This window comes from Okeania sp. SIO2F4, from assembly GCF_010672385.1.
Classification (GTDB): Bacteria; Cyanobacteriota; Cyanobacteriia; order Cyanobacteriales; family Microcoleaceae; genus Trichodesmium.
The window spans coordinates 1-8,960 of sequence record NZ_JAAHGT010000361.1; the positions used below are offsets into that span (position 1 = coordinate 1).

General features: G+C 35.3%; 12 protein-coding genes. 6 read left to right on the forward strand and 6 right to left on the reverse strand.

What is annotated here, in order from left to right:
- Positions 1 to 2,613, reverse strand: a 2,613-nt coding sequence (locus F6K22_RS21385; protein ID WP_293102388.1) for a PAS domain S-box protein, incomplete at its 3' end; no start/stop codon positions are given.
- Positions 2,614 to 3,227: 614 nt separating this feature from the next.
- On the opposite strand from F6K22_RS21385, the gene F6K22_RS21390 reads away from it, so the two are divergent.
- Entirely contained in the window at positions 3,228 to 3,422 is a 195-nt protein-coding gene (locus F6K22_RS21390; protein ID WP_293102390.1) for a hypothetical protein, read from the forward strand.
- A 27-nt stretch (positions 3,423 to 3,449) separates the two neighbouring features.
- The gene (locus tag F6K22_RS21395) at positions 3,450 to 3,587 is read left to right on the forward strand and encodes a hypothetical protein (protein WP_293102392.1); all 138 of its coding nucleotides are present in this window, start codon (positions 3,450 to 3,452) and stop codon (positions 3,585 to 3,587) included.
- A 941-nt stretch (positions 3,588 to 4,528) separates the two neighbouring features.
- Here F6K22_RS21395 and F6K22_RS21400 read toward each other — a convergent pair.
- The 5 genes from F6K22_RS21400 to F6K22_RS21410 all read right to left on the reverse strand — a co-directional run bounded on the left by F6K22_RS21400 (position 4,529) and on the right by F6K22_RS21410 (position 6,000).
- Positions 4,529 to 5,011 (reverse strand): RidA family protein, encoded by a 483-nt coding sequence (locus F6K22_RS21400; RefSeq protein ID WP_293102394.1) that lies wholly within the window; start codon positions 5,009 to 5,011, stop codon positions 4,529 to 4,531.
- 131 nt (positions 5,012 to 5,142) lie between these two features.
- Positions 5,143 to 5,235, reverse strand: a complete 93-nt coding sequence (locus tag F6K22_RS21405) for a pentapeptide repeat-containing protein (RefSeq protein WP_293102397.1) — start codon at positions 5,233 to 5,235, stop codon at positions 5,143 to 5,145.
- 235 nt (positions 5,236 to 5,470) lie between these two features.
- A complete protein-coding gene (locus F6K22_RS42310) occupies positions 5,471 to 5,596 on the reverse strand; it encodes a pentapeptide repeat-containing protein (RefSeq protein WP_363274073.1) in 126 nt (41 codons plus the stop codon).
- Complete coding sequence (locus tag F6K22_RS42315) at positions 5,559 to 5,651, reverse strand: pentapeptide repeat-containing protein (RefSeq protein ID WP_363274075.1); 93 nt, start codon at positions 5,649 to 5,651, stop codon at positions 5,559 to 5,561. Before F6K22_RS42315 ends, F6K22_RS42310 begins: the two co-directional genes overlap by 38 nt.
- Positions 5,644 to 6,000 (reverse strand): pentapeptide repeat-containing protein, encoded by a 357-nt coding sequence (locus F6K22_RS21410; protein WP_293102400.1) that lies wholly within the window; start codon positions 5,998 to 6,000, stop codon positions 5,644 to 5,646. The genes F6K22_RS42315 and F6K22_RS21410 overlap by 8 nt, the downstream gene beginning before the upstream one ends.
- Before the next feature lie 185 nt (positions 6,001 to 6,185).
- Between F6K22_RS21410 and F6K22_RS21415 the strand changes: the two genes are divergently transcribed.
- From F6K22_RS21415 to F6K22_RS21430, 4 genes are all read left to right on the forward strand, one after another.
- The gene (locus F6K22_RS21415) at positions 6,186 to 6,707 is read left to right on the forward strand and encodes a pentapeptide repeat-containing protein (protein ID WP_293102403.1); all 522 of its coding nucleotides are present in this window, start codon (positions 6,186 to 6,188) and stop codon (positions 6,705 to 6,707) included.
- A 502-nt stretch (positions 6,708 to 7,209) separates the two neighbouring features.
- Complete coding sequence (locus tag F6K22_RS21420) at positions 7,210 to 8,211, forward strand: threo-3-hydroxy-L-aspartate ammonia-lyase (RefSeq protein WP_293102405.1); 1,002 nt, start codon at positions 7,210 to 7,212, stop codon at positions 8,209 to 8,211.
- Positions 8,212 to 8,557: 346 nt separating this feature from the next.
- Entirely contained in the window at positions 8,558 to 8,695 is a 138-nt protein-coding gene (locus F6K22_RS21425; RefSeq protein WP_293102408.1) for a hypothetical protein, read from the forward strand.
- The gene (locus F6K22_RS21430; protein ID WP_293102411.1) at positions 8,647 to 8,955 is read left to right on the forward strand and encodes an AlbA family DNA-binding domain-containing protein; all 309 of its coding nucleotides are present in this window, start codon (positions 8,647 to 8,649) and stop codon (positions 8,953 to 8,955) included. Before F6K22_RS21425 ends, F6K22_RS21430 begins: the two co-directional genes overlap by 49 nt.
- Positions 8,956 to 8,960: the final 5 nt, after the last annotated feature.

Genomic DNA, 8,960 nt, shown 5'->3' on the forward strand with positions numbered 1-8,960 from the left:
TAGCACCCGTTTGCGTTCTGTAATATTACGCGCTACCCAAATTACACAGTTATCTGGTAATGGTGAAATGCTAGCAGTAAACCAAATCTCATCAGGTTTAGGAATAGGAGAATATGGATGGGGAACCGATCCGGGAGATTGGTAATCAGGAAGTTTACATGAGATTCCCCATATAGAATTATACTCTTGGTGATTAGGATCGTACTGTTGATTATTAGATACGAGCAGACTATATTCTAAATTAACAGTTTCCTTTGTATTCAGCACCCGTTGAATATTAATCATAAATAGGTTAGCTTGGTGGGGAGGCAAAACTTCATAAACACTTTTACCAATCAATTCATTGATGGGAGTATATAATACCTGAGAATTAGTAGATAAGATTTTGACATATCTACCTTTGGCATCGAAGACAGTAATTACATCAGTCATTGCTTCAAACAACACTCGTAATTCTGCTTCTGATTTTCGTAAGGCAGTCTCTACACGATGACGTTCTGAAATTTCCGTCATTAGCAAACGATTTGATTCCCTTAAAGCTTTAGTGCGTTCTTCAACTTTGCTTTCTAACTGCTGATTAGATCTTTGTAAAGCTTCTTGTGCTTCCTTCCGTTCTGTAATATCCTCGACAGTTCCTTCATAACGAATTAATTGACCATCTCGATCGCACACAGCTCTAGCATTTTCAGAGATCCAAATTAGACTGCCATCTCGACGATAAATTTGTGATTCATAGTTAACTACAGCACCCTGATCCTTTAAAATTTGCATAAATTTATCCCGGTGTTCAGGATTACCATAAAGTTGATGTTGTAAACAGATGAGATTGGCAATCACTTGTTCAGGAGAATCATAACCATAAATTCGAGCTAATGCTGGATTAGCACTTATAAAGTAGCCATCTGGAGTTGCTTGGAAAATTCCTTCAACAGCATTTTCAAAGATAGTACGATATCTTTCTTCAGCTTCTCGTACTGCTGCTTCTGCATACTTGCGGTCACTAATATCAATACCTATAGCAAAAGCAGCAGCTCCTTGAGCATATTTTTGGGAGACAATTAAATAATTTCGGAGAGTACCATTAACGTAAGCAGATATTTCTCGATAGTCATCCTGAGCAGAACTAGCAAAGAATTCGTCCATAAATTCACTAAATTCTTGACTAGCTTTGAGAAAGCCAATATTTTGACCAACAAAAGCCTCTTGGGGTAAATTGTAGGTTTTTGCTAAGTGTTTATTAACTCCTAAGTAGCGTAAATCTGAGCCGATCCAAGATACAATTCCTGGCACTGCTTCTAAAATAGTTTTGAACTGTTCTTGAGTTGCCCCAAGTTCTAACTCTGCTTGTCTGTGTTCGGTAATATCTATACCTACTACAAATGCTGCTTGATTGTGATTATATTTGCGAGCAACTATTAAATAATTTCGGGATAGATTGTAGTATTGTGAAGTAATCTCAGCAGTTATTTCCTGCTCAGGACTATCAAAAAAATCTTGGATCAAAGAGTTAAATTTAGAATTATTGTCTACAAAACCAAAATTTTTGCCGACAAATTCTGCTCGTGGTAGATTGAACGTATCAGCTAATTTTTGATTAACTTCAATATAGGTTAAATCTGAATTAATCCATGAAACCATTCCTGGAACCGCTTCTAATACTGTTTCTAGTTTTTCTTTACTAACTAACAGATTTTTTTCTGCTTGTTTGCGCTCGGTAATGTCTATACCTACTACAAAGGCAGCTTGGTTTTGATTGTATTTTTCTGCAACAACCAAATAGTTTCTAGTTTCCCCATTAATTTGTGATACAAATTCACCTGTTATTTCTGGTTCATGACTAGCAAAAAACTTCTCAATAAAATCATAAAATTCAGAACTTTTTCCTAAAAAACCAATATTTTTCCCAGGAAATTCTTGTCTAGGTATACCAAAAATATCAGCTAACTGCTGATTCACTTCTATATAATTCAAATCTGAACTAATCCAAGATACTGTACCTGGTACTGCTTCTAATACGGTTTCTAACTGCTCTTTGGCTTTTCTTAATTTTTTTTCTGCTTGTTTGCGTTCGGTAATATCTATACCTACTACAAAGGCAGCTTGGTTTTGATTGTATTTTTCTGCAACAACCAAATAGTTTCTAGTTTCCCCATGAACTATTGATATAATTTCACGAGTTGTTTCTAAATACGAACTCTCAAAAAACTCTTTGACAAAGTCATTAAACTCAGAACTTGCCCCTAAAAAACCAATATTTTGGTCTACAAATTCTTCTCTGGGTATACCAAAAATATCAGCTAACTGCTGATTCACTTCTATATAGTGTAAATCTGAACTAATCCAAGATACTGTACCTGGTACTGCTGCCAAAACTGTTTGTAACTGTTCTTTAGCTATTTTCAAATCTTTTAGTGCTTGTTGGTGTTCAACAATTTCTTCTATTAACCGATCGTTTGATTCTTTTAGTGCTGCAGTGCGCTCTTCAATTATATTATTTAATTCTTGTCCCGTTAAGTTGCAACTTGAACAAGCAAATTCAAGTTCACTAACAGTTTGACGCAGTTCTATTAACTCTTGAATTAGTTGATATTTAGTCTTATCTTGATCGTTCATAATTTCAAAATCTTATGATACTGTGCAAAGAAATTGATTCAAGTTTAACTATGTGTTTATTCATAAATAATTATCTTGATTTTTATCGAATTTTTCTAGAACTAAATCTGATAATTTTGCCTGCCAAAATGTTAGATATTTCATAAATTAAAAACTATATTTTCATATTTAGGATTTTTCATTAGAGTGTTATTTGTACGGAATTTTATTTTTTTATATTTTTGATTCTTTTCCTTTCAACCAAATTAAGGTACAAATTAGCTCGATTGAGAAAGCCTAAAATTTTAAATTTACTTATATCTATTTGACAAGTTTAATATATCAAGAAGGTATCAAATATTTCTGGGATTATTTAGTAGATGCCGATCCTGTATAACTCCTATCAACTATTCTGTAGATTTTTATCTAGTTGAATATCTTTATTTTTCTACTGTTTAGGAGATTACTACAATATAAATATACCGTTGAGTATTTTAACATATACATTTAAGAAATGTCAAAAATTAGTCGTGAGTCAGAAATAATTTGTTTCCTTGAGCATAACTAAGTAGCTAAATTTGAGATTTTAATATTCTCAGTCACAGTTGTGTAGATAATATCCGGAAAATAGCAATATGTCTAGACAAGAAAGAGTCGATCGCTACAGGGGTCATTTCAGTTATCATAGGACTTACGCACCTGCAAGGTATTTTCGTCCGAAGCGACCGACTCTTAAGCAATCTCAAATCCTAGTTTTTCGTAACTCATGCGTAAGTATTGTCTCAGTTACAGCAGTTTCCTACTTGATGAACATATATTTATGGTTTTAGGGAGCAGGGAATAGGTAGGGACGTTGTATGCAACGTCCCTACGGAGTAAGGGAGATAGGGAATAGGGAACAGGCAAAAAATATTCCCGATCGTCAGTTGTACCATATTAACCTGGAATCTCCTGTATCACTACCTCCAATTGAAGCCCTATGCTGGAAATACTGAATCGAATATTTTCTCTTGGTCGATTGGATATGGTTAGGTAACCCATCCATCCCATCCTAGGTCATGCTCCACAAACGACCCCTTTTTCATCGCCTTAAAAGGGGAGGCTTGAGAATTGATTTTTTGGTCACGAGGATGCTTTATTCACCCTTCATGTCTAAGCTTAAACTTTCTATATTACTGTAATCTAGTCAATTTTTACCGAAAAATTGGGTTTAAAGCCTCCCCCTTTTAGGGGGACTTTGTGCTATGCTTAAAAAAGTGGAAAGGTATTCAACCGCTCTAAAAACCTATAGCTACTTAATTGTAGCGTTTGCACCTTGAAAACTGCGCTCAGACCCCGCGTCGCCCTCAGGCGCAAGAGAATGCTGACCAAGAAAAGAGTTATGGGGCGCGTGTACATTAATGCTTGTACTTAGGAAAAGCTCTAAGCAACAAGTACCAGAGAACCAAAGTTTTTTTTAAGGTTTGAACTGTACTGTAGGGCATACGAGAAAAGGCTCTTGTTAGCGTAGCTCCTCTGTTAGCGCAGCTCCTCCGGAGGAGGCAAGAGGCAATAGAGCGAACGCTTGGTCCGAGAACCATCTCTGGACTGGGTATCGCAAGGTAATTAGTTTAAGTGGACTCGGTGAACCAAGAATCCTGGTTTCAGGAGAATCTCGGCGCTTTTAGGCCGGAGAGTATGTCAAAAGTATGTCTTTATCAGTTATCACTTATCAGTTAACAGTACCTCCAACTGAAGCCCTATGCTGGAAATACTGAATCGAATATTTTCTCTTGGTTGATTGGATATGGCAAGGAAACCTCGCCATCCCATCCTAGGTCATGCTCCGCAAACGACCCCTTTTTCATAGCCTTAAAAGGGGAGGCTTGAGACCTGATTTTTTGGTCAGGAGGATAGAGGATGCTTTATTCACCCTTCCTGCCTAAGCTTAAACTTTCTATACTACTGCAATGCAGTCAATTTCTACAAGTACGTCTTTGGGTAAACGTGCTACTTCTACACAAGCACGAGCGGGTGCATTTTCAGGGTCAAAGTATTTGGCGTATACATTATTGACAGTAGCAAAGTCGTCCATGTTTTTCAGGAAGACTGTGGTTTTGACGACATTTGACCAAGTGGCTCCTGCTTCATTGAGAATAGCTTCGAGGTTTGCCATGACTTGTTCTGTTTGTTTACTTACATCGTCGGTATAGACTATTTGATTAATTCTGGTGTCGATCGCTATTTGACCAGAGACAAAGAGCATTTGGCCAGTGGTGGCGATCGCTTGATTATATGGGCCAACTGGGTCTGGTGCTTTATCGGTTTTGATTATTTTACGGGTTGTCATATTTTGTTTTGTTGTGTCTTTTGTTGGTTGATTATCAGTAAGTGTTTCTGTTTGATTAATTTCAGGGTGATACATTTCACCATCTGGCATTATTGCATAACTGAAGTCGGTTTTTTCAACTTTCCACCCGTAAATTTTAGCATCTGTTAAATCTGCTATTTGAACATTTGCCTTAGTTAAATTTGCCTTAGTTAAATTTGCCTTTCGTAGACTTGTTCTTTCTAAATTTCATTTTGTAGGGAAGTTTTTTGTAGATTAGCATTGTCTAATATTGCTCCTGTTAGGTCTACATTTTTCATATTTAAACATGACATATCTAAGCATCTCAAAGAGACGGCTTGTAATTTAGCAGATTCTATAGCAATCAGGAATGATTTTGATAGAATTTAAGAATGACTAAGATAAATCAAAACCCTTTTATATTCTGACTCCTATACGGGCGATTCCCGAATCGCCCCTACGACTCCCGACTCCTAATTACCACTAAAATCTCACACCTGAAATATGATTGCTATAGATTAGCTTGTTTAAAATTAACAGCATTTAGATTTACCCAACTAAGTTCAGCTTCAAATAAATCTGTTTCTGAGATATTGTTTCTGACATATTTGCTCCCTTGAGGTCTGCTCTGGCTAAGTTAGCATTTTTGAGTAGAGCTGCTACTGAGATTAGCAGAGATTAATATTGCTGAACTTAAATTAATTTGTTCTAGATTACTATTGCTAAAAATTTCCTCTCTCTAAATTAGCTTTACTTAAATCAGCAAGGCTAATATCTGCCCAACTTAAATTCACAGAATTTCCATCTACTAATTCACTTAAATTTGCACCGACTAAAGATGCTTGACTAAATTGAGTTCTAACCAATTTAGCCTTACTCAAATTTGCTCTACTCAAATATGTCGCTTCAAGTCTTGCATTACTTAGATTTGTATTTGATAAGTCAGCTTCAGTTAAATCCGATCCTCTTAGGTCTATACCATTTAAGTCTGCACCTTTAAGGTCTATTCCTCTTAAATTTTCAGCTCCAAAATTTCTGATTCCTTGGGCATATTTTTCTAGGAGTTCTTGACAATCCATAAATTACCTCTTGATAAATTTTTTCTAATTTTACTACTATTGGTACTCAACAATTTATCAAGCAAATATATTTATACCTAATTATCTTTCCAGAAAACGATTAACTTTCCCCAAAATATTATACCGATAATTAATAACATTGCTATATAATATATACTTGTCAACCTGAATAAAAATCAACCACTATGAAACTGAAACAAATTACCAGTATTACCCTGTTAATAATTACCGGATTAGCAGCACCTATCCTAGCAGAAAATGTTGATGAACTCCGACAATTTTTAGATAACCCATTAGCAGTTTGTCAAGGATGTGACCTCAGTGGCGCAGACCTTAGTAATATCAGAAGAAGTGGTGCAAGACTTAGACAAGCTAACCTCACAAAAGCAGATTTAAGTAACAGTAATTTTAGTGCTTCTTACTTTACTTGTGCTGACTTAGCTAATGCTAACCTAAAAAATACTAACCTCCAATGGGCTAATTTTGTTGATGCTAATCTCCGTGGAGTTGACCTCAGAGGTGCTGACCTCAGCAAGACTGATTTAAGTGGCGCTATTTTCGAGGGAGCTTTAACAGAAGGAGTAATATTAGAAGGAGCAAAAATGCCTGATGGAGCAACTATTTATGATGGTCGTGGTTTAGAATCATTTCAGCCAAGACCAATTTTCTCTCAACAAAGAGTTCAATGTTTGGGAGATCAAAAATAATATTAATTACCAAATTATTGATAATTGATAATTCATAATTAAGGTTTAAAGTATCTCCTTTTAGTAAATATAGCAATCCGCGTATTGGTTGTGACAATTTTTATAATAGTTAATTTGAACTGAAAACCTTGAAAATTCTGTACGTCGCCCTACCGACGGCTCCCTTACCTGACTTCTAAGTGCCACCAAAATATTACAACTGTGCAGAGGATTGCTATAGTCTCCTTTTCAAGAGATATGATTGTTAATTATTAATAATTAAAATAAGTTTAATAGCAAGTTGGGTATCAGGCGGAAAAACAGTCAATTTTGTTTTAATTGCATCAATTTTTGTTATATTTTTCTATCCTTAAACTCAATGTAAAACTTATGAATTTATCAAAATAATTAGGTCTCAAACCCTGCCTTTTAAGGCGAAATATTTTTGGAGGCTTGCTCAAATACCCGTTACAAAAATAACTTCTGACTTCGTTAATTTTCCCTCTTACTTATTTATTCAAATATGTCTATCGATAGCTCAAAATCTACAAAAATTTTTCCAGTTAATTACAATCACATTGCAGCAGCAAATAATCGTTTATCATCGATTGCTCATCGCACGCCTGTAATTACTTCAACAACTGTAAATAAACTCACTAATTGTGAGGTATTTTTCAAGTGTGAAAATTTTCAACGTACAGGTTCATTTAAGTTTAGAGGAGCTTACAATGCTCTATCTCAACTATCAGAAACTCAAAAACAATCGGGGGTATTAACCTATTCTTCTGGAAATCACGCTCAGGCGATCGCTCTAGCAGGCAAATTGTTAAATATTCCCACAACTATTGTCATGCCAAACAATGCTCCAGAAGTTAAAAAATCTGCTACTCGTGGTTATGGAGCTGAGATAATTTTCTATGATATAAATGAAACAACCAGAGAAAAATTAGCTGCAAAAATTGCCGAAGAAAGAGGTTATACAATTATTCCGCCTTATGACCATCCTGATATTATTGCCGGACAAGGTACGACTGCTTTAGAGTTAATTGAAGAAGTAGAAAGTTTAGATTTACTGTTAGTATGTTGTGGTGGAGGTGGTTTACTTTCTGGCTGCGCGATCGCCACTAAAAATCTATTAAAAAACTGTCGAGTTATTGGCGTTGAACCGAAAAATGCTGATGATGCAACTCGGTCTTTTTATTCTCAAACTCTACAAACCGTACATAATCCTCAAACTATTGCCGATGGTGCTAGAACGCCCTATTTAGGTAAGTTAAATTTTCCATTGGTTTTAAATTATGTTGATGATATGGTGACGGTTTCAGAGGAGGAAATTTTAAGAACAATGTATTTTATTTGGGAGAGAATGAAATTAGTAATAGAACCCACTGGAGCTTTAGCAGCAGCAGCTTTATTAGAAGGTCTTGTTAAAGTTTCTGGTGTCAGAGTAGGGGTAATTATTAGTGGGGGAAATGTAGATTTAAAAAAGGTAGGGGAGTTGTTTAACTCTGTTGTTGGAATGTAAATAAATAAGTTATATAAAATCCAATATAGTTCAGTTAAGGATTTTTTGAAGTAAGGAAGAAGGAAGAGAATAAATAAGGAAAGTACATGAATCTATAGATTGATACCTTATGAGTTTTGGTCTTATCTGAACCGTATTGATATAAAATCCAGATAATTACTAGAGCCTGCGTCCGCAGCGACTGGAACGGAGTGGAAGGAAGCAATCTCAGGGGTGTCGCGAGATTGCTTCCTATCGTGGCAATCAGAACTATTCAAACGAATTTTATCTTAAACTACTAATTTGAAAGTTGAAAAACTCAAATAAATATTAAGTAAATTATTGAAAAATTAAACAATTTAAACTGATGGATTTAGATACTTTATTAGAACATATAGATATTGGGAAAGACCAAGATATTGAATTTAAGTCTGCTGAAAAACTTTACCTAAAAATATGTGGTCAACCGTCTCAGCTTTTGCTAATACAGATGGTGGCTATATAATATTAGGAGTTAGTGAAACGGAGGGTAAACCAGTAAATCCAGAACTGATGAGAACTACAATTCTTAATTTATGCTCAAATGAGTATATAAATCTTAAAACATTAGCTGAACTTTTGGCTAGAAATGCAGATACTATTAGAACTCATTATATCAATCCTATGCTAAAAGAGGGTAGCTTACAACTTCAATATCCAGGCGAACTCGATCATCCACAGCAAGCATATAAAACTGTATCGAACCAAAATGACAAACTTATATAAAATCC